Below are 24,729 nucleotides of genomic sequence, written 5' to 3'. Positions count from 1 at the left end.
GAAACAGGCCACTCCAGAGTCGACACGCAACGTAACCATCGTTCCGACACAGCGGCACGTTACTTGCCAGTGGGCAAGAAATAGCTGTTCGGTGTGGATTGCACCGCCGCAGATGTCCATTAGGTTTCCGGTCCGGCGGACGGGACCGGCATCGTGCGACACGTACCCCCGCCTGCGCCTTTCACGTCGCCCGAGGGGGGAAGACGATGACACTTCCAGCAGAGCGGTCGCCCGACCGGCGGATGTCGGGACTGCTCCCGCGCCTGCTACTCGCGGTGACGCTGCTGGTGCCCACCCTCGTCCTCTCCGTACAGGCATGGCGCGGGACCGACGAGAAGGCGGCGTTCGCCGAACGGGAACGCGCCGGGGTCGAATACCTGCGGGCGCTCGGACAGATCACCCTCACGCTCGTCGACGCCCAGTCGGCCGCGGTGGCCGGCCAGCCGGTGCCCCGCGACGCGCTCAACCGGGCCGTCGCCGAGGGCGGCACGGTCGACGCCCGGCTCGGCACCGAACTGCGCACCCACGAACGGTGGGCCGGCGTACGGGCCAAGATCGAATCGCTGTCCGACCGGAGCCACACCTACCCGGAGGCCACGTACACGGCGTACACCGAGGCCACCGACCTGCTGCTCGCCCTGTACGCCAAGGTTCGGGACACCTCCGGCCTGGTCCGCGATCCCGACCCGGACAGTTATCAGCTCCAGGACAGCGCCGGCGAGGAACTGCCCGAGTCGGTCGTCGCCGCCGGCCGGCTCGCCGACCTGGCGGTGCTCGCCGCCGTCCGGCCACAGGCCGAACTGGTCCGCACCGCGGGCGAGCTGAGCAACGCCCGGGCCGAGGTCCTCGACCCCGCCCACGACCTGGTCACCAACCTCCAGCTCGCCGTCGACAGCACGGACAGCGGCACCCTCGGCGGCAACCTGCTCGGTGAACTCGACGCCTACCAGCAGGCGGTGGAGGCGCTCGGCGCCGCCGCCACCCTGGACACCGGCAACCCGAACACCGGCGACGCGCTGCCCGACCCGGCGGCCGTCGCCGCCGCCCGGGTGGTCGTGCACGCCGCCGCGGCGGCGCTGTCGGCGACCGTACTCACCGAGATCGACCAGTTGCTCGAAGCCCGTGTCGACGGCCTCGGCACCGCCCGCCTGGTGACGGTCGCGGCCGGCGTGGCCCTCTTCCTGATCGGCCACGCTCCGCTCCTGGTCTTCCTGGTCGCCGCCGGCCGCCACCGCGGCAGCACCGCCCCGCCCGCGCCCGGTGCCGGACCGTCCGGTCCGGCCGGCGACCCGGCACCCGCCGGCCGGGCGGGCGCGGTGGCGAGGCACTGGCCCGGCGGCACGCCGGAACCCCCCGGTCCCGGCCACCCGACCCCGGCCGACACCGCCCCGGCGCCGAAGCAGTGGGAGCACAGCGGTGCTGCTCGGTAGGCTGCGCATCCGGGGCAAGCTGGCCCTGCTGCTGATCGTTCCGCTGCTCAGCCTCGCCGGTCTCGCCGTACCGATGGTCGTCGACCAGGTGACCCAGGCCGGCCGGGCCGCCGACACCGCCCGCTCGGTGCGCCTCGCCGGTCACATCGGCACCCTGGTGCAGGATCTGCAACGGGAACGACTGCTGTCGATCGGGTATCTGCTCGGCGTCGTCGACCGGTCCCGCCTGCTACTGCAGACGGCACAGGTCGGCGACCGGGTCGCCGACCTGGCCGCGGACTACGAGGGCACGCCACCCGAACGGGTCGCCGAGGCGGTCGACGGGGTCCAGTACCTCGCCGACCTGCGCGCCAACGTGCTCGACCGCACCGCCAGCCCGGATGCGATCATGGCCGGCTATTCGGCGCTCAACCAGCGGCTCGTCGACTCGCTGCGGCTGCTCGACGGAATCGACACCGCCGCCGACGAGGGCCGGCAGGTGGTCGCGCTCGACGCCGTACTGCGCGCCGACGAGGGCATCAGCGCGGGCGCGAGCTGGCTCGTGGTCGTGGTCGGCACGAAGAACGCCGGCGCGATCACGGCCTACATCGCCAACATGGCCGCCCTCCAGGTCTCGATCGGCCGGTTCGGCCTCTACGCCAGCGCCGAGCAGAACGAGCTGTACCAGCTGGTCGAGGTCGCGGCCGGGGCCCGGACCAGCCCCGACTTCCTCGACACCTTCGGCACCGACCCGCAGGGCGCCATCGCCGGCCTCGAACTCGCCACGCTCTTCCCGGCCGTCGAGTCGCTGATCACCCTCGGCCAGTTCGTCGAACAGAAGATCATCACCGACGTCCTCGGCGAGGTCACCGCACGCCAGCAGACCGAACTCCTCCTCGCGTACGGCATCGGCGCCCTCGCCCTGCTGGTGCTCGCCGCGGTGGTGCTGCTCAGCACCGGCGTCGCCCGGGCGGTGGCCCGGCCGCTGACCCGGCTCACCCAGTCCGCCGACCGCGTCGCCCGGGTCGCCGAGGCCGAACTCGTCCGGATCTCCGACGAGGAGAGCGAGGTCGTGGAGCAGGTGCGCCTCGACCCCGTCGACGTCGACGCCCGCGACGAGATCGGCGACCTGGCGCGGGCCTTCGAACGGGTCCAGGGCACCGCCACCCGGCTGGTCGAACGGCAGGTGGCCAGCCGGCGCAACGTGGCGCAGATGTTCGGGCACGTCGGACGGCGTACCCAGAACCTGGTCGGCCGGCAGATCGCGCTGATCGACCGGCTCGAACACGACGAGACCGACCCGACCCGGCTGCAGAACCTCTACCGGCTCGACCACGTCTCCAGCCGGCTACGCCGCAGCGCCAGCAGCCTGGTCGTGCTCTCCGGCTCGACCGGCGCCGACGGGTACGTCGCCCCGCTGCCGCTGGCGAACGTCGTACGGCTGGCGCTCGGCGAGATCGAGGACTACCCGCGGGTCGACGTACGGGTGCCGCCGGAGGTGCTGGTCGCGCCGGGTGCCATCGGCGACCTCGTGCTGGCGCTCGCCGAACTGATGGAGAACGCCACGTCGTTCTCGCCGCCGCACACCCGGGTCAGCGTCACCGCGCAACCGCGCGACGACGGCGTACGGGTCACCGTCATCGACCACGGGATCGGCATGTCGCCGGAGCGGATGGCGGAGGAGAACGCCCGGATCACCCGGCGCGAACGGCTCGACCTGGTGCCGACCGAACTCCTCGGTCTCTTCGTGGTCGGCCGGCTGGCCCGTCGGCACGGGCTGGACGTCGCGCTGAGCCCCACCCCCGGCGGCGGTGTCACCGCCGACGTCGACATTGCCGCCCGGCTGCTGGTGACCGGCCGTCCGGTGCCGACCCCCGTCACCCGGCCGGAACCGCCGCTGGTCGTGGCGGCCCGGCCCGGCACGGCGGGCGCCAAGGCGCTGCCGGCCGCACAGCTGCGGCCGGCCGGCGCGCTGCCGGCGGCGCCCGCGCTGACGTCCGACGGGCTGCCCGCCCGGACCTCCAGCCGCCGGCCGGACCGGGCCGGACGTATCCCGGCCGGCGCGGGGCTGTTCGACCCGGCCGCGCTGACCCGGGCCAGCCGGTCGCTGGAGTCCGGGCAGCCGTGGAACGCGTTCGCCGCCCCGGTACCCGCCGCCGACGAACCCGCACCGCCGGCCGAACCCGCACCGCTCCCCGGGCTGGCACCCGCCGTGGCCGGCCGGTCCGCCGCAGCGTCGACGGCGGACGAGCCGCCCGCCCGGCCACCGGCCACCACCCCGGCCGGTCAGGTGCTGCGGCAGCGGGTGCCCGGCGCGCAACTGCCCGTCTCGGTCGGCGGCCCGCCCGCGGCACCGCCCGCGCCGGCCGACCCGCTGACCGTGCGGGCTCTGGTCGAGGAGTTCGAGTCCGGCGTACGGCGGGCCGAGCAGCAGGGAGCGGGTACGACCGTCCTGACCCAGCGGATCCCCGGGGCGAGCCTGCGCCTGCCGCCGGTGGCGGTCCGGCACCGGGCCCCGCAGGCGCACCGGCCGCTCGACCCGGAAGAAGTACGTCATCTCGTCACGCAGTTCGAGTCCGGCGTGGAACGCGCACTGCGTGAGGTCAGTTCAGAACACCGCAGCGAAGAGGGATCACCACGATGAGCAGCCCCTTCATCCACGAGAGCGTGGAACGCCAGGATTCCCGGCCGGGTACGGCCGGACAGCTGAGTCCCGAGGCGAAGACGTTCAACTGGCTACTCGACTCGTTCACGTCGACCACCGCCGGGGTGCTGGAGGCCATCGCGGTGTCGTCCGACGGCCTGCTGATGGCGATGTCGGCGATCAAGGACCGGTCGAACGCGGAGCGGCTGGCCGCCGTCGTCTCCGGCATGACCAGCCTGGCCGGCGGGGCAGCGAGCTGGTACTCCCTGGGGCCGCTCAACCGGGTGATCGTCGACATGGCCGACGGCTACCTGCTGGTCGCGTCGATCAGCAGCGGCTCGGTGCTCGGCGTCATCGCCGACCGGTCGGCCAACCTGGGCACGGTGGCGTACGAGATGACCCTGTTCGCCAGCCGGGCCGGCAGCGCCCTGACACCGCGACTGATCGTCGAACTGAAGAACTCCGTCCAGTCATGACCCCGTCCGCCGGCGACGAGGTGCCGGAGCCGTCCTTCCGGGTACGTCCGTACCTGCGCGGGTCGGCACCGGAACCCGCGCCGGATCCGGAGGCCACGACCGGCCGGGCCGAGACCGCCCCGGTCGTGCCGGGCGGGCTGCGCCCGTTCGTGCTGACCGCCGGCCGGGTGAACAGCACCGATCCGGCGATCGGCCTGGAGACGCAGGTGACCGCCCGGCTCGGCGGGGTGGCCTGGACCGCCCCGCCGCTGGCGAGTCTGGCCCCGGAGCTTCAGGCGATCGTCGACCTGTGCGCCGTGCCGCTGTCGGTCGCCGAGATCTCGGCCCGGCTGCGACTGCACCTGGGCGTCACCCGGGTCCTGGTCGGCGACCTGAGCGCGGCCGGCCATCTCGACGTACACACCGCCGACGTGGCGGACCCATACGATCCCGAGACGATTCTGCGAGTGATCCATGGACTCCGTGCGATCTCCTGACCGGCCACGGGCCGGCTCCACCATCTACGGCACGCCACGTGGGCACACCACCGGCTACGGCCCGGCGATCCAGGACGGTTCGACCGGGCGGCTCGAAGCCGCCGGCGACGCCGACCCGGCCGCGCCCCGGCCGGGCGGGCCGCCGCGTCACGGCGCACCCGCCGACCGGCCGGCACCCCGGATCGGGACGGCGGCACCGCCGGCCGGCGGCCGCCGGGCCACCCCACCCATCCCAGTCAAGATCGTCATCGCGGGCGGGTTCGGGGTCGGCAAGACCACGACCGTCGGCGCGATCTCCGAGATCGACCCGCTGACCACCGAGGCGGAGATGACCTCGGCCGGCATCGGCGTCGACGATCCGGGCAGCCGCTCGGCGAAGACGACCACCACCGTCGCCATGGACTTCGGCTGCGTCACGATCGACCACAGCCTGAAGCTCTATCTCTTCGGCACCCCGGGGCAGGCCCGCTTCGGCTTCATGTGGGACGACCTGGTCCGCGGCGCGCTCGGGGCGCTGGTGGTCGTCGACAGTTCCCGGCTGGACGACTGCTACCCGGCCGTCGATTATTTCGAACGCGCCCGGCTGCCGTTCGTGGTGGCCGTCAACGCGTTCGACGGACGCGTGGCGCATGATCTCGAACAGGTGAGATGGGCGCTCGCGATCGGACGACACGTCCCGCTGCTGACGTTCGACGCACGGGACCGGCTGTCCGTACGCGACGCTCTGCTGGTTGTCCTGGACCGCGCCCTGGACCGGGCGGTCAAGGAGAAGAAGTCCTGACGAGGTGGTCGGGACGCGGACGAGAAAGGTGACACCGGATGAGGGGTGAACTGGACGACGCGCTCGCCCGGTTGGCGCGGCGCGACGAACTGAAGCGCCGGCTGGCGGCCGAAGCGCCGCCCGCCCCCGAGCCGCCGCCACCCGCCGGGCCCACGCCCGCGGACGAGGTGACCGCGGCCGTACGGGAGGTCGTATCCCGGCACCCGGACATGGCCGTCACCCTGTCGGTGCACACCGGCGCGTCCGCCGCCCTGCTGCGCGTGCAGTGGACCGCCGGCGAGGTGACCGTCACCGTCGGGCCGGCCACCACGGACGTCCGTGCGCCGGCGGCCACGCACGCACCCGGCGCCGCGACGGCCGCGCCACCGGCCTGGCCGGCCGGCACCGGGCAGCCGTGGACCGGACCGGCCGACAGCGCCGCGACCGGCCGGTCGGCCGCCCGGCTGGCCGAACTCATCCGCAGCGACCCGTCGCTGCTGGACGGCTACGAGAACGAACGGTGACCGGCGGGTTCACCGGCGCCGGTCAGCACTCCCGGCCGCTGGTGAACCTCCGCTGGAGCGCCGCCGAGTCGCCCGCCTCGATCGACTCCACCCGGTTTTCGCCGTCGAACCGGAAGAGCAGGCCGTTGGCGTCCTCGGTCACCAACCATCCGGATGCCCCGGCCCGGCCGGCCACCTGCCGGCCGTCCGGGTGGTTGGCCTCGACCTCGGCGCGGGTCATCGCCACCCGGCCACCCTCGGTCGTACGCACCGCCGGGGTGCTCACGGTCAGGTGCACCAACTGGCCGTCGTCGAAGGCCAGCGCCGGCACCGCGTAGTCCGGCAGCCCCTTGCCGAGGGCCAGGTCGGGGCAGCCCTCGGCCTTCTCGGTGTCACCGACCAGGCCGGCGGTCTGGAGGTCAGCGAGCTTGACGCCGACCAGGTAGGGTCCCATCCCCTTCGGGCTGATGTCGCTGTCGACGGCCGGCCGGGTCGGGCCCGCCGCGCCATCCGGCGCCGCCGACCCGATCGTCGGGCCCGGCTCGTCGTCGCCGGTGCACCCGGCGAGGGCCAGCCCGCCCACGACGGCCAGGGCCACCAGCGCGCGACGCTGCATCATCTTCGAGCCTCCCGGCGATCTCACGAAAGTCCTCCGCGAGTGTGAGCCCCCGGCCAGTCGGGCACCAGCGCCTGTTCGGGCACCATCCCGCCGCGTCCGGACGGCGGGGCGGCGACCCGGGCCGTACGGCACACCGGCCGCCGTACGGCCCGGGGCACCCCGGGCCGGATAGTCTCGGCGGGTGGCGGATCACGACCTCACCCTCACCGCGAGCCTACGGCCGGCCGCGCTCGACGCCCGCCGCGGCATCGTCCGCCTGCACCCGGAGGTGCTCACCGCCCTCGGGCTCCACCCGGGCGATCCGGTGCGGTTGTCCGGCCGCCGGGTGACCGCCGGGATCGCCGCCCGCGCCGAGCACACCGCCAGCCGCGCCCTGCTCTACGCCGACGACCTCATCCTCGGCAACCTCGGGCTGCGCGACGGCGGCCAGGTCACCGTCGCGCCCACCCCGGTCGTACCGGCCCGGCGGGTGACGCTCGCCGGCCCGCCGGAGATCGTCGCCGCGGTCAGCCCGGAGATGCTCCGCCTCGCCCTGCTCGGCAAGGTCGTCACCGAGGGCGACGACGTGTCGCTGCTGCCCCAGGACGTGCTGCCCGACGCCACGGCCCGCGCCCTGGTCGAGGCCGCCCGCCGCAGCCTGGCCAACACCGTCGGGTACGCCTGGACCAGCACCCTGCTCACCGTCGCCGCCGCCGAGCCGGCGCAGGCCGCACTGGTCACCATGGACACCAGCGTCGGCTGGCAGGGCGGCCAGGTCACCCACGGCAACATGCCCGGCGCCGCGGCCGCGGGCCGGCTGGCCGTCGGTGGCGGGCCGGTGGCCGGTGCCGGCCGGGGCACCGGCGGTTCGCCGTACGCCACGACGCCCGCCGGCGGCGGTGCCCCGGCGCCGGCCGCCGTCGACGAGGTCGAGGCGCCCAGCGTCGACGACCTGCCCGGCCTGCGCGCCCAGGCGCACGAACTCACCGAACTGCTCGACCTCGGGTTCCACCACCGGGAGGTGCTCGGCCGGCTCGGCACCACCGTGTCGCTCGGCGTGCTGGTCAGCGGCCCCGCCGGATCGGGCAAGACCGCCCTCGTACGGGCCGTGAGCGCCGCCGTCGGCGCCCGGCTGGTGGCGCTGTGGGCGCCCGAGATCGCCGCGCTGACCAACGACGCCGCCGCCCGCCGGCTGCGGGAGGCCGCCGCCTCGGTCCGCTCCGGCGGCCCGGCGGTGCTGCTGGTCTCCGACGTGGACGCGCTGGTCCCCCGCGACCAGCCCGGCCCGCTGGCGACCGTGTTCCGGCAACTGCTCGCCGAGACGGTCGCCGCCGGGGCGGCCGTCGTCTGCACCACCAGTCACCCGGAGTCGGTCGACGTCGGGCTGCGCTCCCCCGACCTGCTCGCCGTGCAGATCACCGTGGCGCTGCCGGACAACGCGCTGCGCCGCGAACAGTTGACCGTACTGACCCGGGGCATGCCGCTCGCCGACGACGTACGGCTGGACGACGTCGCCGGCCGTACGCCCGGGTTCGTCGCGGCCGACCTGGCCGCGCTGGCCCGCGAGGCCGGCGTGCGGGCGGCGCTGCGCCAGAAGGAGGCGCCCTCCCCGGCGGTGGCGATGGCCGACTTCGAGGCCGCCCTGGAGGTGGTCCGGCCGACGTCGATGGGTTCGTCCACCCTGGACATAGCGACCGTCACGCTGGACGACGTCGGCGACATGGTCGAGGTCAAGGAGACGCTCACCGAATCGGTGCTGTGGCCGCTGACCTATCCCGACACGTTCGCCCGGCTCGGTGTCCGGCCGCCGCGCGGCGTGCTCCTCTACGGGCCGCCCGGCTGCGGCAAGACCTTCCTGGTGACCGCGCTCGCCGGCACCGGCAAGGCCAACGTGCTGTCGGTCAAGGGCGCCGAGGTGCTCTCCAAGTGGGTCGGCGAGAGCGAGCGGGCCGTCCGGGAACTGTTCCGCCGGGCCCGGGAGGCCGCCCCGACGCTGGTCTTCCTCGACGAGGTCGACGCGCTGGCCCCTGTACGCGGTCAGGCCACCGACGGCGGCACCACCGACCGGGTCGTCGCCGCCCTGCTCACCGAACTCGACGGGGTCGAGTCCCTGCGCAACGTGGTGGTGATCGGGGCGACCAACCGGCCCGACCTGATCGACCCCGCCCTGCTGCGCCCCGGCCGGCTGGAACGCCTGGTGTACGTCCCGCCGCCGGACGCCGACGCCCGGGCCGAGATCCTGCGGGCGTCGGCCCGGACGGTGCCGCTCGCCGACGACGTCGACCTGGCCGAACTCGGCACCGAACTCGACGGGTTCTCGGCCGCCGACTGCGCGGCCCTGGTCCGCGAGGCGGCGCTGGCGGCGATGCGCCAGTCACTGGAGGCGTCGACGGTCACCGCCGCGCACGTCGCCGCGGCCCGCGCACGGGTACGCCCCTCGCTCGACCCGGCCCAGGTCGCCTGGCTGGCCAACTACGCCGACAAGCACTCGGCCCGCTGACCCGGCGCCGGGCCGCCCGGTCACGGCCCCTGCGGCACCTCGAAGTTCGGTACGGCCGGGGCCGCCGGCCCGGGCGCCCCCGGTTGTCCCGGTTCCGCCGGCATCACCGGCTGTTCCGGCACGACGGGTTGCTCAGGCAGGACCGGCTCTTCCGGCACGACGGGCTGTTCGGGCTGGGCCGGCTGCTCGGGCTGGACGGGCGGCTGTTCGGGCTGGGCCGGAGCCGGCGGTGCGGGTGGTTCGGCCGGCGATGCCGGAGCTTGGGTCGGTGTGGGCCCCGCCGGGGACGGGCTCGGCGAAGGCGACGAGATCGACGGACTCGGGGAGGACGGCGACGGGCTCGACGGTGACGGGCTCGGTGACGACGAGGACGGTGACGGGCTCGGCGAGGACGGCGACGGTGACGGGCTCGGCGAAGGCGAGGGCGAGGGCGACACCGACGGTGAGGGAGACGGGGACACCGACGGCGTGGGTCGACCCGGCACGCCCGACGCACCCGGCGACGCGGCCGGAAGGCAGCTCGCCCGGTTCACGGTGTTCTCGTCGAGGGTGACCGCGCCGTCGCGGGCCAGCACCGCGCCGGGTGTGACCCGGGCACCGGGGTTGAGGCTGACCGAGTCGAGCGCCATGATGACGCCGACGAACTCGGTGTCGGAGCCCAACGTGGCCGACGTACCGACCTTCCAGTAGACGTTGCACAGCGGCCGGGGCGAGTTGACCACCCGCACCTGGCTGTCCGCGCCGGTGACCAGGGTGGTCGCCAGTTGGAAGACGAAGACCGCGTTCGCGTCGCCCCGGGCGTCGAGGGTGAGCGTGCCGGTGAGCGCCACCGCGTCGGTCGACGTGTAGACGCCGGGCGCGAGCGTCTTGCCGCCCAGCTCGGTGCCGGTCGGGTCGGTCGACACCCGGTTGCTCGCGTCGTCATACGCGCTCGCCAGGTCGCGTTGGGCGTGCTGGGCCGACTCGTCGTTGGGATGCCGTTCGCCGTTGACGACCCCGGGCGGGAATCCGGTCAGCGTCTCGCCGGGTGCCACGCCGAGATCACCGCCGATCACGGAGTTGCCGACGTTGTTCACCGTTTCCCCGGCCAGTACGGCATAGCGGTCGGCCGCGCCGAGCGGGACCGGCCCGTTGGCCGCGTACGCGGGCGACGGCGCGAGGACCACGCCGGAGGCGAACGTGCCGCAGAGGACCAGACCCAGCCCTCTCAGGCCACGGCGGGCGCGTGCCCGGAGCGCAGCGTTGACTGTCATCGGATATCCCATTCGGTGTCGGATGGCTTGGCCCACCCTCGCGATCGCCCACCGGTGCCTGGCGGGCGGTGCCGGACCACCGACGGGCTCCCCGTACGTCTGTCGGTCAAACCTGGTCGCCCCGGCGAAGACCACCGGGGCGACACATCACGAAGCATTCTCACGACCGACCGAAGTCGGATGGTGACCGAATGTAGCGTGAAGCCGAGTGGCACCAGCGGGTCCACCACTGGGACATCGCACCGGGTGATGTTCCGCCACTGGGCGCCGTTTCCACGACCGAAGGGTTCACCGCGGATGTTGGAGCGACTGCACGAAGCCGGCCTTCGGGCCGAACACTGCTACATGGCGGGCATCGCGAGCATCGGCCTGTCGTTTCTGAGCTGGGCCTGCTCCCGCAAACTCGAGTCGGCGGGCATCGACCGCGCCGACCGGTGGGGCATCTTCATCGGCGAATGGGCCCCGACGTTCATCGCGCTCGGCAACGGGCTGCGCACGTACGAGAAGTGAGCCCGCGCCGAACCGGCAGATGATCAGCGCCGGCGGGTGCGGGCCCGCGTGGAGCGCAGCCGGCGGAGCCGGGCGACGAGCACCGGGGCGGCGGCAAGCGCGGCCGGGTTGTCGAGCAGCCCGTTGAGGATCTGGTAATAACGGGTCGCCGACAGGTCGAACGCGTCGCGGATCGCCTGCTCCTTCGAGCCGGCGTGTTTCCACCACTTCTGCTCGAAGGCGAGGACCTGCAGCTCGCGGTCGGTCAGCGGCGGAACCTCGGGCCGCGCCGCCCCGTCCGGCGGGGCACCGGCCCCGGTGGCATCGCCCGCACCCGCCGGCCCGTCGGGACCAGGCACGCCGGCCGGTTCGGCCGCGTCGTCCGCCGGCCGGAGGTCCGGGGCGTCGGAGGCGGACGGTTTCCTGCCGCCGGAGGCGGACGACTTCATGGCGCCGGAGGCGGATGACTTCATAGCGCCCCCCGGGCGTCGGTGGCACTGATGTGCGAACGGACTCACCAGCCTAGCCGCCGGCCGCGCACCGCGCACCAGACGCCCAGGTGGGGCGGGTTCCGGACCCCGCCCCACGCCACCAAGAATACTCTCAGGTGATGTCTCGACTACGCATTGTCCACAGTGCCGCGCCGAGAACCGCCACCAGTCCGACGCCGAACAGCACGGCCGACTGCTGCCAGGTGACCACCCACTCCGCCGGCTCGCACGCGCCCATCGTGAACTGGCACGAGTTCCAGTCGAAGAGCGTGTACGACTTGTTGAACCAGGCCACCGCGTAGCTCGACAGCACGAACCGGTCGGGGAAGGACACGCCGACGATGTTCAGCGCGATCCGGAGCCCGATCTCGCTCACCACGCCGATCCCGACCGCGGCACCGAGCGCCATCGCGGTGTGCCGGCCCAGCGAGGCGAGGCCGAACGCGACGGCGGTGACCGCCAGCACCAGACCGATCCCCCGGGCACCGGTGATCGCGAGCGACTGCCAGGTGCCACCGGTCATCCCCGCGACCGTGCCGTCGAACTTGCCGATGAGCCAGAACGCGACCGTCCACAGGGCACCGAGTACGGCGCTGATCCCGAGCACGCTGCCGAGCAGCACACCGAGCTTGGTGAGCAGGACCGGCAGCCGCCGGGGCCGCCAGAGCAGCAGGTTCATCATGCCGCCGGTGTTCCACTCGGCGCCGACGTACGACGCGCCGACGATGAACCCGAACAGGGCGACGATCCCGGCGAACACCGAGACGAAGATGCCGAACTCGGCTTTGAAGTCGAACTGGTAGGGCAGGAACCACTCGGCCATGAACTGGTCGCGCTGGGGCGCGTAATCGCGGCCGCAGTCCGGCGGGTAGCGGTCGTCGGTGTTCTCGCCCCGCGCCTGCGCCGCCTCGCAGTCGGCCACCGACTCCTGGTGGTAGCGAACCTGTTCCTCGTACTGCTGTTGGGCCTTGGCCTCGGCGGCGGCGCGCTGCGCCGGGCCGGTCGGCTGGCTGGCCAGGGAGAACGAGACCACGATGGCGCCGAGCCCGAGCACCATCAGGACCAGCATCAGCCGGGTCACCCGGCGCTTGAACAACCGGCGGAACTCCGCCTTCGCGAGGCTCATACCCCCCACGCTCCCTTGCTCGGCGCCCCGGCGTCGGCCGCGCCGGCCGGCCCCACCACCACGGACTGGTCGACCTGCCGGTTCTGGCCGGGCACCGGTGCGGTGGCGGTCAGTTCGAGGAAGACGCTCTCCAGGTCGACGGTGAGCGGGGTCAGTTCACTGACGAAGAAGTCGCTCTCGGCCAGCACCCGGGTCACCCTGGCCGGCTTGTCGATCCCGCCCACCATGAGGTGGTCACGGTAGGTGGTGACCTGCGCGCCGGCCCGGGTGAGCAGGTCGGCGGCGATCGGCAGGTCGGTGACGGCCTCCAGGCGGACCCGGATCTCGGTGGCGGAGTGCTGCGCGAGCACCTCGGCGACCGGCCCGGCCGCGACCCGGCGGCCGCGGGAGATGATGGTGACCGAGTCGCAGATCTGCTGCACCTCGCCGAGGATGTGGCTGGACAGCACGACGGTCATGCCGAACCTGGCGAGGTTGGCCATCAGCGACCGCATCTCCCGGATGCCGCCGGGGTCGAGGCCGTTCGCGGGCTCGTCGAGGATCAGCAGCTTCGGGTTCTTCAGCAGGGCGGAGGCGACCGCGAGCCGCTGCTTCATGCCCAGCGAATAGGTCTTGACCCGCTCACCGGCCCGGTCCCGCAGGCCGACCAGTTCGAGCACCTCGGCCACCCGGGTCTGGGCCACCCCGCCGGCGTCGGCGAGTAGCGACAGGGTGTCGCTGGCGCTGAAGAACGGGAAGAACTGCGGACTCTCGACGATCGCGCCGACCTGGCCGGCGACGGCCGGCAGCGCCGCCGGCACCTCGTGACCGAGGATGCTCATCCGGCCACCGTTCGCCCGGATGAGCCCCAGCAGGGTGCGCAGGGTGGTGGTCTTGCCCGACCCGTTCGGGCCGAGGAAGCCGTGCACCTGACCGGCTTCGACCAGCATGTCGAACCCGTCCAGCGCCTGGCGGACGCCGTGGCGTCTGCTCCGGTACGTCTTTCGTAGACCTTCTATTTCCAGTACGGCGACCAAGTTCGGCCTCCCCGCCTCGGTTCCGATGACGTGGGCACCATACTCGGTATGCACAAGCCACGCTCACCCTTCCCCGGACAGGGGACAGAAAGGTAGGCCGTCAGGCGCAGATGACCGTCAGCCCGGCGGCCCGGAACGCCTCGACCGTCACCGGGTCGGCCCCCGAATCGGTGACCAGGGTCTCCACCCGCTCGATCGCGCAGATCCGGGCGAAGGCGTGCCCGCCCAGCTTCGACGAGTCGGCGATGATCACGACCCGCTTCGCGCGGGCGACCATGAGGGCGTTCATGGACGCCTCACCCTCGTGGTGGGCCGCCGCGCCGAGGTGTACGTCGATCGCGTCGACCCCGAGCAGCGCCACGTCGAGGGTGACCTCGCGCAGCAGCGCCCCGCCGAGCGGCCCGACCAGCTCGAACGACTGCGGCCGTACGACGCCGCCGGCTACGACGACCTTCATCCGCGACCGGACCAGCAACTCGTTGGCGATGTTGAGCGCGTTGGTCACGACGGTCAGCTGCGCGCCGTCGGCGCTGGTGTTCAGGTCGGCGCGTACGGCGAGCGCCCGGGCGACCTCGGTGGTCGTCGTGCCGCCGTTGAGACCGACCACCATGCCGGGCGAGACCAGCCCGGCGGCGGCGGCGCCGATGCGCTGCTTCTCCGCGGAGTGCTTGGCCGTCTTGTAGCGCAGCGGCAGGTCGTAGGAGACACCGTTGGCGACCGCGCCACCCCGGGTACGCGTGATCATCTGCTGCTGCGCGAGCTGGTCGAAGTCACGCCGGATGGTGGCCTGCGAGACGTCGAGCCGTTCGGCCGCGTCCTCGACGCTCACCCGACCGCTCTCGGTGAGCAGTTCGAGCAGGGCGTTCCAGCGCGCGTACCGGTCCACGGAATGCCTCTCTGCACGAACGGTGAGCAGTTGCGTGCACGATAGTGCGCGAAACTGCGCCACGCAAAGCCCGCAGGGTGCGCGATCTCGTCACATGGTTGCCAGGCCCCGGAAACTTCGCGCACAATGACGCTCGAAAGACCCTCGTACCGAGCCGTATCAAGCAGCAGGGTTCGGTGCGCCACCGTCCGGCGCGCAGTGGTCTCGGCAAAGGAGTGCTTCCATGGCTTACGTCGACACGGAGATCGCGAGCCAACCCGACTGCTGGCGCCAGGCCGCCGAGGTCGCCGCAACGTCCACCGACGCGCTTCCCCGCCGGGGCGAACGGGTCGCCGTGGTCGGCTGCGGCACCTCGTGGTTCATGGCGATGGCGTACGCGGGCCTACGCGAGCGGGCCGGCCACGGCGAGACCGACGCCTTCCCCGCGTCCGAGTTCCCGGTCGGCCGACGTTACGACCGGGTGCTCGCGATCACCCGGTCCGGCACCACCACCGAGGTACTCGACCTGCTCAACGACCTGCACGGCACCTGCCCGACGTCGGTCGTCGTCGGCGACCCGGCATCGCCGGTGGTCGACGTGGCCACCGACACGGTGCCGATTCCGTTCGCCGACGAACGGTCGGTCGTGCAGACCCGCTTCGCCACCAGCGCCCTCGCGCTGCTGCGCACCAGCCTCGGCGAAAACCTGTCGGCCGCGGCCGCCGACGCCGAGGTGGCCGTACGGGCACCGCTGCCGATCGACCCGGCCCGCATCGAGCAGGCCACCTTCCTCGGCCGGGGCTGGACGATCGGGCTCGCCCACGAGGCAGCGCTGAAGTGCCGGGAGGCGGCCACCTTCTGGGCCGAGGCCTATCCGGCGATGGACTACCGGCACGGCCCCATCTCGATCGCGGCGCCCGGCCGTGCGGTGTGGGCGTTCGGCGAAATCCCCGACGGGCTCTCGCTCGACGTCGAGGCCACCGGTGCGGCGTTCGTCCACAGCCGGACCAGCGGGGTCCACTCCGTACTCGGCCGGTGGGTCGCCGGGCGCAAGCCGCTGGACCCGATGGCCGACCTGATCCTGGCCCAGCGGTTCGCGGTCGCGCTGGCCACCAGCCGCGGTCTCGACCCGGACGCACCCCGCCACCTGACCCGCTCCGTCGTTCTCACGTGACCGAGCGGAGCGAGGTCACCATCGGGCTCAGTACAAGGCACGGTGGCACCGGGCGCGGCGAGGGGGCAGCGTGACCGAGCGCAGCGAGGTCGCCATCGGGCTCAGCACAAAGCACGGTGGCACCGAGCGCAGCGAGGGGACACCGTGACCGGAACCGCCGTCGTCGCGCTCGACGTCGGGGGCACCGGGATGAAGTGTGCGCTGGTCCGGCCCGACGGCCGGGTGCACCACACCGAACGGCACCCGACCGGCGCCGACCGGGGCCCGGAGGCGGTGATCGGCACCATCCTCGACGTCGCCGAAGGGCTGGCGGACAAGGCGCGGGCCGACGGGCTCGAGGTGGTGGCGGCCGGGGTGGCCGTACCCGGGGTCGTCGACGAGGCCGCCGGCGTGGCCCGCTGGTCGGCGAACGTCGGCTTCCGTGACGTACCGCTGCGGGACCTGGTGGCGGCGCGCCTGGGGCGGCCGGCGGCGCTCGGCCACGACGTGCGGGTCGGCGGCATCGCCGAGGCCCGGCTCGGTTCCGGGCAGGGCAGCGACCACGTGCTGTTCGTCGCGATCGGCACCGGCATCGCCGCCGCCCACGTGGTCGGCGGGTCGGCGTTCGCGGGGGCGCACGGCGCCGCCGGCGAACTGGGCCACATCGTCGTACGCCCCGGCGGCCTGCGCTGCGGCTGCGGGCAGTACGGCTGCCTGGAGTCGATCGCGTCGGCGGCGGCGGTCGGCCGGCGCTACACCGAGTTCTCCGGTACGCCGGCGACCGCGGCCCAGGTGGCCGCCGGTGCCGTCGCGGGTGATCCGGTCGCCGCGAAGGTGTGGCGGGAGACCGTCGAGGCGCTGGCCGACGGCCTGCTCGTCGCCCAGGCCCTGTTCGACCCGGCGGTGGTGGTGCTCGGCGGTGGACTCGCCGAGGCCGGCGCCGGCCTGCTCGACCCGCTGCGCGCCGCCCTGCGCCAGCGGCTGACCTTCCACCGCGAGCCACGACTGGTTCGCGCCACTCTCGGCGACGAGGCCGGCTGCATCGGGGCCGCCCTGCTCGCCCTCGACACTCTGGAGGCTCCGTGACCGTACGCGTCAGTGGCAAGGTGGTGACGCCGAACGGCGTGATCCGGCAGGGCTGCGTGGAGGTCGCCGGCGACCGGATCAACGCGGTCGCCGAATACCCGAGCGTGCGTGACGGGCACTGGATCGTGCCGGGGTTCGTCGACATCCACACCCACGGCGGCGGCGGGCACACGTTCACGACCGGCGACGTCGACGCGGCGCGCGGCGCGGCGGCGTTCCACCTGGCGCACGGTACGACGACGCTGCTGGCCAGCCTGGTCAGTTCGTCGTACGAGCTGATGCGGGCGGCGACGGCGGCGTTCACGCCGCTGGTCCGCGAGGGTGTGCTGGCCGGGGTGCACTACGAGGGGCCGTACCTGTCGACGGTGCGCTGCGGTGCGCAGAATCCCGAGTTCCTGCGTGACCCGTCGGCCGACGAACTCACCGAGTTGATCGAGTTGAGCGGCGGCACGCTGCGGATGGTCACCCTCGCGCCGGAGCGGGACGGGGCGCTGGAGGCGGTGAAGCTGCTGGTCTCGCACGGGATCGTGGCGGCGGTCGGGCACACCGACGCGACGTACGAGCAGACGCTGGCGGCGGTCGCGGCCGGCGCCTGCGTCGGCACCCATCTCTTCAACGGCATGCGCCAGCCGCACCACCGCGAGCCGGGGCCGGTCTTCGCCCTGCTCGGGGCGCCGAACGTGTTCTGTGAGCTGGTCGCCGACGGGGTGCACCTGCACGACGGCACGCTGGCGTTCGCGGCGCAGACCGCCGGCCCGGACCGGGCGGTGCTGATCACCGACGCGATGGCCGCCGCCGGGATGGCGGACGGCGAGTACGAACTCGGCGGGCAGTCGGTGACGGTCGCCGACCGGGTGGCCCGGCTGACCCGCGACGGGTCGATCGCCGGGTCGACGCTGACCATGGACGCGGCGCTGCGCCAGGCGGTGGGTGCGGGGGTGTCGATGGTCGACGCGGTCCGGATGGCGGCGACCACGCCGGCCCGGGCGATCGGGGTCGACGACCGGGTCGGGGCGCTGGTCCCGGGCCGCCGCGCCGACCTGGTGGTGCTCGACGACGAACTGCGGGTGGTCCGGGTGATGCGCGCCGGCGCCTGGATCTGACCGGTACGCCCGGCACCGGGCCGGGTCAGGAGACCGGTGTGGGCTTCTCCACGGGTGCGGCCGGCTGGTTGAAGATCGCCGGCCGGTCGAACCCGTTGGGCAGCGCCGGCAGCGGGAGGTCGTCCCAGGGCACCCGGCTGAGCAGGCGGGAGAGCAGGAGGCCGAGCAGGAATCCGGCGATCGAATCGGTGATCCAGTGGAAGCCGAGGTAGGTCGTGGTGCAGAAGACGATCGCCGGGGGCGCCACCCGGATCGTGCGGTAGACCGCCGGGGAGACGTCCGGCCGGTGGAGGTGCCGGAGCAGGCCGGCGAGCAGCAGGGTGATGACGCCGTACCAGACGATGGCGTTGGCGACGTGCCCGGATGGATAGGCGTGTTCGGTCGGGTCGCTGAACAGCCGCTCCGGGTGCGCGACGTCCTCGTTGTGCGGGTAGCCGCGGTGCAGCAGCAGCTTCATCGGCCCGATCGTCGCGTACGTGATCAGGAACCCGCCGGCGAAGACGAGTGCCGGCCGCACCGACCGGGACCGCCAGGCCAGCGCGGCGGCGAGCAGGCCGGCCACCGGCATCAGCAGCCAACCGCCCTGGCCGAGGAAGTTGAAGACCCGGGCGGTCCAGTACGCCGCCTCCGGCCGGTGCGAGTCGACCCAGTCCCGTACGGCGATGTCGGTGTCGAGGAACAACCCGTTCGCCAGGGCGAGCGTCAGGGCCGCCGTGGCGACGAGCAGCACCCCGTCGAGCCACCAGCCGGCCGGCCGGACCGGGCGCGGGGTGAGCCCGGCGATCTGCCGTACCGTCCGGGTCAACTGCACGCAGCCAGGCTACAGGTGCTGGCGGATCCGCTCGTGGATCAGATCGATGCGGACCCCGGAGTTGGGGCAGCCGCCGAAGTGGTGCAGCGCGATGACCTTGTCGCTGGCCCGGGAGATGACCGGTGAACCGGACGAGCCGCCCTCGGTGTCGCAGTGGTAGGAGATGTCGGACGCGGTCCCGTAGCCGTCGTAGCTCGGGTTGTCGACGGCGCAGGTGCCGTTGGCGTCCCGGTCGCTGGACATCGCGATCACGGTCGGGTCGCCGCCCGGGTGCTGCGGGATGTAGAGCTCGGTGCCACGGGCCGGCCGGCGCAGGTCGAGTTCGAGGTAACCGAACTTCTCCACGGCCGGGAAGTCCTCGACGGTGAACAGCGTGTAGTCGAGCGTCCGGTCGGTGCTCAGCACCCGGTCGCCCCACACCTTCGTGCTCCGGAACACCTCGTAGCCGCCGCAGGCCGCGCACTGGTAGTTGAACCACACCTCGGTCTGGTACGCCTCTTCGGAGCTGGTGAAGCAGTGGTGGTTGGTCATCATCCGGTTGGTGGGGCCGAGCCGCCACGCCGTGCACAGTTCGGTGCCGTTGATGAGCAGCCGGGCGACCGCCTTCGAGCGCTCGTACGCGACCGGGTCGCTGGACCGGTAGCAGATCGCGTCGCGGGAGTCGTTGCGGCCGCAGACGCTCTCCTCCCGGCCGGGCCCGGCGGCGCCGGGCGCCGCTGCCGCGCTCTCCCGGTCGGCGGCGGTGAGGCCGTGCGCGACCCGGTCGATGCCGACGCCGAGCCCGGCCAGCCGGGAGCCGAGGCCGAGCAGGTCGGGGCGGGCCCGGTGCAGGGTGACCACGGCGGTGTCGCCGGAGACCGACATCGCCCAGCGGCCGGCCGGCGAGGCGCGCAGCGCGTCGACCACCCCGCCGACCGGGTCGCCGTCGATGCGGTGCACCTCGGTGCCGTCCGGGCTGGCCACCGTGACGTGGTCGCCGGGCAGCATCAGGAGCCGGTCGAAGTGCACCTTGACGTAGTCGGCGCCCGGGTAGCGCAGTGTGGTGGAGGTGTCCCCGTCGAGGTAGCCGAGCACCCGGTCGACGGTCTTCAGGGTGCCGATCCGGTCCCGGCCGGCGGGCGCGGAGGTGTTCTCGTCGCGGCCGGTGGGCGGCGCCGTCCGGTCGCGCCCGGCTGGGGCGGTGGCCGCGCGGTCCGGCTCGGGGAGCGGCGGGTCCTCCTCGACCCGGTCGGCCGGGTCGGGCGTACCGGTGGCGGACGTCTCCGTGCCCGACCAGGTCGGCCGCTCGGCGGGCTGCCCCACCGCCGCCGCCACCCCGGCCAGTGCCACCACCGTGCACGCTCCGACAACCCATGCCACCGTCCGCCGCATACCTGTGTCTCCCGTGTGTCCTGTGCGCGACATGCCGACGGCAAAAACCGTCAGATGCCACAAAGCCGGTGATCTCGCCACTGTGTAACGAGCCACGCCAGGCGGCGACGCGCGGTCCCGGCCGTCATGCTTGATGGGTGCGTATCACTTCCGCCCTCGTCGACCCGGCACTGCTCGACCTGCCGTGGTCCACCCCGCTGGAGGAGTGGCCGGCAGATCACCTGGTGGCGCTCCCCCAGGGCATCTCGCGGCACGTCGTACGGTTCGTCCGGCTCGCCGGCACGGTCTACGCGGTCAAGGAGACCGGCGAGCGGGTCGCCGAACGCGAGTACGACCTCCTCCGCGCCCTGGAGCGGATCGACTTCCCGTCCGTCGAGGCGGTGGCGATCGTCGCCGACCGGGTCGACCCGACTGGTGAGCCGCTGGCCCCGGTCCTGATCACCCGGCACCTGCAGTTCTCCCTGCCCTACCGGGCGCTCTTCTCCAACACGCTGCGCCCGGAGACGATGAACCGGCTGCTGGACGCGCTCGCCGCGCTCATCGTCCGGATGCACCTGACCGGCTTCTTCTGGGGCGACTGCTCGCTGTCCAACACGCTCTTCCGGCGCGACGCCGGCGCCTTCGCCGCCTACCTGGTCGACGCCGAGACGGGGGCACTGCACCCGCGGCTCTCCAACGGCCAGCGCGGCGAGGACCTGGAGATCGCGCGGGTGAACATCTTCGGCGAGGCGCTCGACCTGCAGGCCGCCGGGCTGCTGCACGAGTCGATCGACCCGGAGGTGGTCTGCGAGGAGGTCGTCGCCCGCTACGAGCGCCTGTGGCACGAGATCACCTTCGAGCAGGAGGTCGCCCGGGAGGCCCGGCACGACATCGAGGGCCGGATCCGGCGGCTCAACGAGATGGGCTTCGACGTGGCCGAGGTGGCGATGTCCCTGGTCGACCAGGGGGCCTACCTGATCCGCCCGAAGGTCGTCGACGCCGGCTACCACTCCCGCCGGCTGCTGCGGCTGACCGGGCTGGACGCCGAGGAGAACCAGGCCCGCCGGCTGCTCAACGACCTCGACACCTACCGGGCCGAGAGCGACCTGACCGACGAGCAGCAGGCGGCACACCGGTGGTTGACCGAGGTGTTCGAGCCGGTGGTCCGGGCCGTACCCGCGCACCTGCGCCGCAAGCTGGAGCCGTCGGAGTTGTTCGCGCAGGTCATCGAGCACCGGTGGCGGTTGTCGGAGAAGGCCGGTCGCGACGTCGGGCTGGCCCCGGCGGTGCAGTCGTTCCTCGCCGACGTGCTGGTGCACCGCCCCGACGAGCAGGCCGTGCTCGGCATCGAGGTCGCCACCGGGTGACGAGCGACCGGCCGGTCACGGGACCGGGTCGGGTTCGTCCTCGGGTAGGGCCGGCACCGGGGTGGTCTGGGTGAGCAGCCAACTCAGCCCTGCCCGGCGGGCGACGACCGTGATCCGGTCACCGGCCCGGACCCGGCTCTCCAGGGCGGGCGCCCACCGCAGCCGCGACTGACCGGCCCGGGCCAGCCCGATCACGCGTACGCCGGTGCCGCGCCGGGCGTCGCGCAGCCGTAGCCCGTCGAGCGGCGACCGCTCGCCGACGGTCACCTCGGCGACCAGCAGGACGTGCCGGTCGACCGGGATGGTGGCGATCACGTTGCGGTTGGTCAGGGCGCTGGCGAACGACGGCGCGGCCAGGTAGGAGACGCTGCGCGAGATGTTCATGTTGAAGGCGTGCTGGATCCGGGCGGCGAAGTCGCCGTCGAAGAGGCGCAGCACGACCCGCAGGTCGGGGTTGAGGGTGCGCCCGTTGAGCGCCGCCTGGAGGTTCGTCACGTCGTCGGTGGAGACCATGACCAGGGCCTGGCAGGTGGCCACCGAGGCGGCCCGCAACGTCTCCTCCTGCGCCCCGTCGGCGACGATGAACGGCACGCCGAGCCGGCGGACCAGCGACGCGCCCCGGGCATCGGGGTCCTTGTCGATGGCCACGACCTCGACCCCCAGGTCGTGCAACTGCCCGACGACCCGGCTCCCGACGTTGCCGAGCCCGACCACCACCACGTGGCCGTCGCGGCGCACCGAGAGCCGGCCGACGGTGAGGGCGAGCTTGGCGTTGACGATGCCGTCGACCACGGCGGCGGTGATCAGCGGGATCAGCGCCAGCCCGGCGAGGGTCAGCACCACCTGCATGACCTGCACCCGCGCGTCGGTGCCGGCCTCGGGCTCGGCCCCGCTGAACGTGGTCAGCAGGGTCAGGTAGACCGCCTCCGCGATGCTGACCCGCTCGGCACGGGCCAGCAGGAAACCGAAGAGCGCGACGATGGCGAGCACGCAGAGCGTCGCCATGCCGATCTTGCGGGTGGCGAACGACCGGATGCTCCGCAGCAGCCCGACGAACGGGTGCCGCCAGCGGGCCCGGGCCAGCCGCCGGGCCGCCAGTTCGGTCCCGGCCGGCCGGCCGCTCGCCTCGGCGAGCACCAGGTCGGCCCGACTCTCGTCGGACGGCAGGACCCGCAGGTTGTTGGGCTCGCGGGTGTCGGCGAGCCCGACCACCACGTGCTCGGGCCGTACGTCGGCCCGCCGGGCCACCAGCAGGGTGCGGCCGGCGTGCCGGAAGTGGGTGGGGGCGACCTCGCCCAGCGCGGCGGCGACGAAGGCGGGTGCCGCCATCGAGGCGTCGGAGAGCACCTCGCAGTCCGGGAAGAGCCGCTTGACCCCGTTGCCGAGGTTGGCGTTGAACATCCGCATGACCAGGCGGAGGTCGGGCTCGACCTCCTGTGCGCACAGTGCGGCGTGGATGTTGCCGACGTCGTCCTGGTGCAGCAGCGCCAGGCCGGCCGCCCCGGTGAGGCCGGCGAGGCGGAAGGTCTCCTCGTTGAGGCGTTCGGCCCGCACGATCCGTACGCCGCGCAGCGCGGTGATGTCCGGGTCGCCGGGACGGCGCCTGGTCGGCACGATGACGGTGATCCGTACCGGGCTGGTGGGGGTGTCCCGCCGCAGCGTCCGGACCACCCAGTAGGCCAGTGCGTCGTCGCCGCAGATCACGTAGTGCGGACGTGCCTCGCCGTTGGGGCGCAGGCTGTCCCGCAGCCTCGACTCGACCACGCGACGGGCGCGGCTACGCCAGGGGCCGGAGGTCATGCCCGGATCGTAGCGATGTCGTTCATCGATCGCCGCCCCGTGATCATTTCGCCGGATCGGGCAGCAACGTATCGACGACTCGATCGTTAAGCACTTTGTTGCAGTGCTCCCTATTTGCTAGGTGTATCCGGATTTGCTGCCCGCAGTATCCGTACGGCACCTGATTGGATGCGCAATGTCGAGATGGTTCCATCGTGCGGTCGGCACCGTCGGTGTCGCCGGCGGCTTCCTCCTGCTCACCGGCGGCGCCGCCCAGGCCGATCCGGCCGACGCCACGCCGCAGGCGGCCGATCCGCAGCAGGTCCAGGGCGCCATCGACAAGCTCCTGACCCCGACCGGCACCCTTCCCGACCTGGGCCTGTCCGAACTCGACGCGACCGCCGGGGAGATCTCCGACGGCGTGCTCACGATCAGCCGCAACAACGCGGCCGACGGCAGCCGGGAGGCGGCGCCGGACCCGCTGACCGGACAACTGCCGGACCTCGCCGACGTACCGGTCGACCGGCTGCTCGCCGGCGAGCTCCGGATGTTCCCCGGCCTCGGCGACCAGTCCGCCCCGGCCGGGCCGGCGGTCGACCAGGTCGGCCAGCCGGTGGGCCGGACCGGCGCCACGGCGGACGCCATACCGGCCATGGTGACCTCGGCCGGCGAACAGGTGCCCGCCCTGATCGGCGACGCGCTGATGGCCCAGAAGCCGGAGCTCTTCGGCGGCACCGAGTCGCTGCCCGTCGTCGACACGCTGCCGGTCGTCGGCGGCCTCCCGGTGGTCGGTGACCTGACCCACGGCGGCGTACCGCTGGTCGGATCACTGCCGCTGGTCGGCGACCCGTCGAACCTGGTCGGCCCGGCCGCCGCCGGTCCGACGACCCAGCCGGCCACGACCCAGCCGGCCACGACCCGACCGGCGACCACCCAGCCCGCCACGACCCAGCCGGCGACGACCCAGCCGGCGACCGGGGACACGGCCACCCGACCCGCGACCGGACCGGCACCGTCGACCGCCGGCGGGCAGCCGGCCCGCGGCGGCGAGCGGAGCTTCAACGGCACCGGCCGTCCGGTCGCCGGCGAGGACCCCGACTACGCCGAGTCGGCCTCGTCCGCACGGCAGGTCCTCCCGGCCTCCGACGGCCCGCAGACGCTCCCGGCGTTCGACGGCCCGGTGACCCTGCCGGCCCCCGCCGGCTCACCCGTCCTGCCCGCCGCCGGTCAGCACCCCGGAATCCGGCCCGCCGGGGCCCTGCCCGGCGGATCGGATCCGCAACTCCTGCCGGCCTTCGACGGCCTGCAGACCCTGCCCGCACAGGGCGGCCGACCCGCCACCAGCACCGTCGCGCCGATGGTCATGAGCATCGACCGAACCCTGCCGGCGGGCTGACCGCCCACGGCCCCCCGACGGCCCCCGCCCGGCGCGACCCGCCGGCCGGGGGCCGTTCCCCGATCCACCCACCCGCCG

Annotated in this window: 22 protein-coding genes; 13 read left to right on the top strand and 9 right to left on the bottom strand. The window is 73.5% G+C overall.

Annotated features, from left to right (window positions below; all coding sequences use genetic code 11):
* Positions 1 to 206 precede the first annotated feature (206 nt).
* Genes AB0M79_RS11620 through AB0M79_RS11595 form a run of 6 tightly spaced genes read left to right on the top strand, consistent with a single transcriptional unit; the run spans position 207 to position 6,289 of the window.
* Positions 207 to 1,430: a hypothetical protein gene (locus AB0M79_RS11620; RefSeq protein ID WP_364211193.1), complete on the top strand. Its 1,224-nt coding sequence runs from the start codon at positions 207 to 209 to the stop codon at positions 1,428 to 1,430.
* Complete coding sequence (locus AB0M79_RS11615) at positions 1,417 to 4,053, top strand: nitrate- and nitrite sensing domain-containing protein (protein ID WP_364211190.1); 2,637 nt, start codon at positions 1,417 to 1,419, stop codon at positions 4,051 to 4,053. The genes AB0M79_RS11620 and AB0M79_RS11615 overlap by 14 nt, the downstream gene beginning before the upstream one ends.
* Positions 4,050 to 4,529, top strand: coding sequence for a roadblock/LC7 domain-containing protein (locus tag AB0M79_RS11610; protein ID WP_357535458.1), 480 nt, complete (start codon positions 4,050 to 4,052; stop codon positions 4,527 to 4,529). Before AB0M79_RS11615 ends, AB0M79_RS11610 begins: the two co-directional genes overlap by 4 nt.
* Positions 4,526 to 5,005 carry a DUF742 domain-containing protein gene (locus AB0M79_RS11605; protein ID WP_364211187.1) on the top strand — a complete coding sequence of 160 codons (480 nt, stop codon included), beginning with the start codon at positions 4,526 to 4,528 and terminating at the stop codon, positions 5,003 to 5,005. The genes AB0M79_RS11610 and AB0M79_RS11605 overlap by 4 nt, the downstream gene beginning before the upstream one ends.
* On the top strand, positions 4,983 to 5,786 hold the full coding sequence (locus AB0M79_RS11600) for an ATP/GTP-binding protein (RefSeq protein ID WP_364211184.1): 804 nt from the start codon (positions 4,983 to 4,985) through the stop codon (positions 5,784 to 5,786). Before AB0M79_RS11605 ends, AB0M79_RS11600 begins: the two co-directional genes overlap by 23 nt.
* A gap of 38 nt (positions 5,787 to 5,824) precedes the next feature.
* Positions 5,825 to 6,289, top strand: coding sequence for a hypothetical protein (locus tag AB0M79_RS11595; protein WP_357535454.1), 465 nt, complete (start codon positions 5,825 to 5,827; stop codon positions 6,287 to 6,289).
* Between the two features lie 22 nt (positions 6,290 to 6,311).
* Here the strand turns inward: AB0M79_RS11595 and AB0M79_RS11590 are convergent, their stop codons facing one another.
* Complete coding sequence (locus AB0M79_RS11590) at positions 6,312 to 6,911, bottom strand: hypothetical protein (protein ID WP_364211181.1); 600 nt, start codon at positions 6,909 to 6,911, stop codon at positions 6,312 to 6,314.
* 157 nt (positions 6,912 to 7,068) lie between these two features.
* Between AB0M79_RS11590 and AB0M79_RS11585 the strand changes: the two genes are divergently transcribed.
* A complete protein-coding gene (locus tag AB0M79_RS11585) occupies positions 7,069 to 9,366 on the top strand; it encodes an AAA family ATPase (protein WP_364211178.1) in 2,298 nt (765 codons plus the stop codon).
* Between the two features lie 20 nt (positions 9,367 to 9,386).
* Here the strand turns inward: AB0M79_RS11585 and AB0M79_RS11580 are convergent, their stop codons facing one another.
* The gene (locus AB0M79_RS11580) at positions 9,387 to 10,619 is read right to left on the bottom strand and encodes an ice-binding family protein (protein WP_364211175.1); all 1,233 of its coding nucleotides are present in this window, start codon (positions 10,617 to 10,619) and stop codon (positions 9,387 to 9,389) included.
* A gap of 297 nt (positions 10,620 to 10,916) precedes the next feature.
* On the opposite strand from AB0M79_RS11580, the gene AB0M79_RS11575 reads away from it, so the two are divergent.
* Complete coding sequence (locus AB0M79_RS11575; protein WP_357535447.1) at positions 10,917 to 11,129, top strand: hypothetical protein; 213 nt, start codon at positions 10,917 to 10,919, stop codon at positions 11,127 to 11,129.
* A gap of 23 nt (positions 11,130 to 11,152) precedes the next feature.
* Here AB0M79_RS11575 and AB0M79_RS11570 read toward each other — a convergent pair whose 3' ends face one another.
* From AB0M79_RS11570 to AB0M79_RS11555, 4 genes are all read right to left on the bottom strand, one after another.
* Positions 11,153 to 11,581, bottom strand: a complete 429-nt coding sequence (locus AB0M79_RS11570; RefSeq protein WP_364211172.1) for a DUF3263 domain-containing protein — start codon at positions 11,579 to 11,581, stop codon at positions 11,153 to 11,155.
* A 130-nt stretch (positions 11,582 to 11,711) separates the two neighbouring features.
* The gene (locus AB0M79_RS11565) at positions 11,712 to 12,725 is read right to left on the bottom strand and encodes an ABC transporter permease subunit (RefSeq protein ID WP_364211169.1); all 1,014 of its coding nucleotides are present in this window, start codon (positions 12,723 to 12,725) and stop codon (positions 11,712 to 11,714) included.
* A complete protein-coding gene (locus tag AB0M79_RS11560) occupies positions 12,722 to 13,654 on the bottom strand; it encodes an ATP-binding cassette domain-containing protein (protein WP_364211921.1) in 933 nt (310 codons plus the stop codon). The genes AB0M79_RS11565 and AB0M79_RS11560 overlap by 4 nt, the downstream gene beginning before the upstream one ends.
* A 187-nt stretch (positions 13,655 to 13,841) precedes the next feature.
* A complete protein-coding gene (locus AB0M79_RS11555; protein ID WP_364211166.1) occupies positions 13,842 to 14,627 on the bottom strand; it encodes a DeoR/GlpR family DNA-binding transcription regulator in 786 nt (261 codons plus the stop codon).
* A 223-nt stretch (positions 14,628 to 14,850) separates the two neighbouring features.
* Here AB0M79_RS11555 and AB0M79_RS11550 point away from each other — a divergent pair, with 223 nt between their 5' ends.
* The 3 genes from AB0M79_RS11550 to nagA all read left to right on the top strand — a co-directional run bounded on the left by AB0M79_RS11550 (position 14,851) and on the right by nagA (position 17,948).
* Positions 14,851 to 15,780, top strand: a complete 930-nt coding sequence (locus AB0M79_RS11550; RefSeq protein ID WP_364211163.1) for a sugar isomerase — start codon at positions 14,851 to 14,853, stop codon at positions 15,778 to 15,780.
* A 189-nt stretch (positions 15,781 to 15,969) separates the two neighbouring features.
* Positions 15,970 to 16,845 (top strand): ROK family protein, encoded by an 876-nt coding sequence (locus tag AB0M79_RS11545; RefSeq protein WP_364211918.1) that lies wholly within the window; start codon positions 15,970 to 15,972, stop codon positions 16,843 to 16,845.
* Complete coding sequence (gene nagA, locus AB0M79_RS11540; RefSeq protein ID WP_364211160.1) at positions 16,842 to 17,948, top strand: N-acetylglucosamine-6-phosphate deacetylase; 1,107 nt, start codon at positions 16,842 to 16,844, stop codon at positions 17,946 to 17,948. Before AB0M79_RS11545 ends, nagA begins: the two co-directional genes overlap by 4 nt.
* Positions 17,949 to 17,973: 25 nt before the next feature.
* On the opposite strand, the gene AB0M79_RS11535 is transcribed toward nagA, so the two are convergent.
* Together AB0M79_RS11535 and AB0M79_RS11530 are read right to left on the bottom strand one after the other, a co-directional pair.
* Complete coding sequence (locus AB0M79_RS11535) at positions 17,974 to 18,759, bottom strand: phosphatase PAP2 family protein (RefSeq protein WP_364211157.1); 786 nt, start codon at positions 18,757 to 18,759, stop codon at positions 17,974 to 17,976.
* 9 nt (positions 18,760 to 18,768) lie between these two features.
* Positions 18,769 to 20,118: a serine protease gene (locus AB0M79_RS11530; protein ID WP_364211154.1), complete on the bottom strand. Its 1,350-nt coding sequence runs from the start codon at positions 20,116 to 20,118 to the stop codon at positions 18,769 to 18,771.
* A gap of 149 nt (positions 20,119 to 20,267) precedes the next feature.
* Here AB0M79_RS11530 and AB0M79_RS11525 point away from each other — a divergent pair, with 149 nt between their 5' ends.
* Positions 20,268 to 21,476: a DUF4032 domain-containing protein gene (locus AB0M79_RS11525; RefSeq protein WP_357535431.1), complete on the top strand. Its 1,209-nt coding sequence runs from the start codon at positions 20,268 to 20,270 to the stop codon at positions 21,474 to 21,476.
* A gap of 15 nt (positions 21,477 to 21,491) precedes the next feature.
* On the opposite strand, the gene AB0M79_RS11520 is transcribed toward AB0M79_RS11525, so the two are convergent.
* A complete protein-coding gene (locus tag AB0M79_RS11520) occupies positions 21,492 to 23,276 on the bottom strand; it encodes an NAD-binding protein (protein WP_364211151.1) in 1,785 nt (594 codons plus the stop codon).
* A 175-nt stretch (positions 23,277 to 23,451) separates the two neighbouring features.
* Here AB0M79_RS11520 and AB0M79_RS11515 point away from each other — a divergent pair, with 175 nt between their 5' ends.
* Complete coding sequence (locus AB0M79_RS11515; protein WP_364211149.1) at positions 23,452 to 24,651, top strand: hypothetical protein; 1,200 nt, start codon at positions 23,452 to 23,454, stop codon at positions 24,649 to 24,651.
* Positions 24,652 to 24,729: the final 78 nt, after the last annotated feature.

The organism is Polymorphospora sp. NPDC051019 (assembly GCF_040683055.1).
GTDB classification, from domain to species: domain Bacteria; phylum Actinomycetota; class Actinomycetes; order Mycobacteriales; family Micromonosporaceae; genus Polymorphospora; species Polymorphospora lycopeni.
The sequence above is the reverse complement of the archived record's forward strand: the minus strand, read 5'-3'. Positions and strand labels throughout refer to the sequence as shown.